Here is a 257-nt window from a genome sequence, read left to right as displayed (position 1 = left end):
ATAAAGGTAGTAAGTGCAGCACCTTTGTTGCCACGCTCCTCCTTATCAACCTGAACAATAACCTCAGTGCCTTCTTTTAATACTTCTTTAATGCTTGGACGAGAACCGCGGCTTGGTGGCTGCGTGAAGTACTCTTTAGAGATCTCTTTTAGTGGTAGGAAACCATGACGTTCTGATCCGTAGTCAACGAATGCAGCTTCAAGGCTGGGCTCGATACGTGTGATCTTGCCTTTATATATGTTGGCTTTTTTCTGTTC

General features: G+C 44.4%; 1 protein-coding gene. It reads right to left on the bottom strand.

Annotated features, from left to right (window positions below):
- The coding region (locus AYW75_RS18520; RefSeq protein WP_156490895.1) for a S1 RNA-binding domain-containing protein at positions 1-257 on the bottom strand (257 nt) is incomplete at both ends.

It is taken from the genome of Marinomonas atlantica (genome assembly GCF_001639725.1).
GTDB classification, from domain to species: Bacteria; Pseudomonadota; Gammaproteobacteria; order Pseudomonadales; family Marinomonadaceae; genus Marinomonas; species Marinomonas atlantica.
This window is presented reverse-complemented; position numbering and strand designations above follow the sequence as displayed.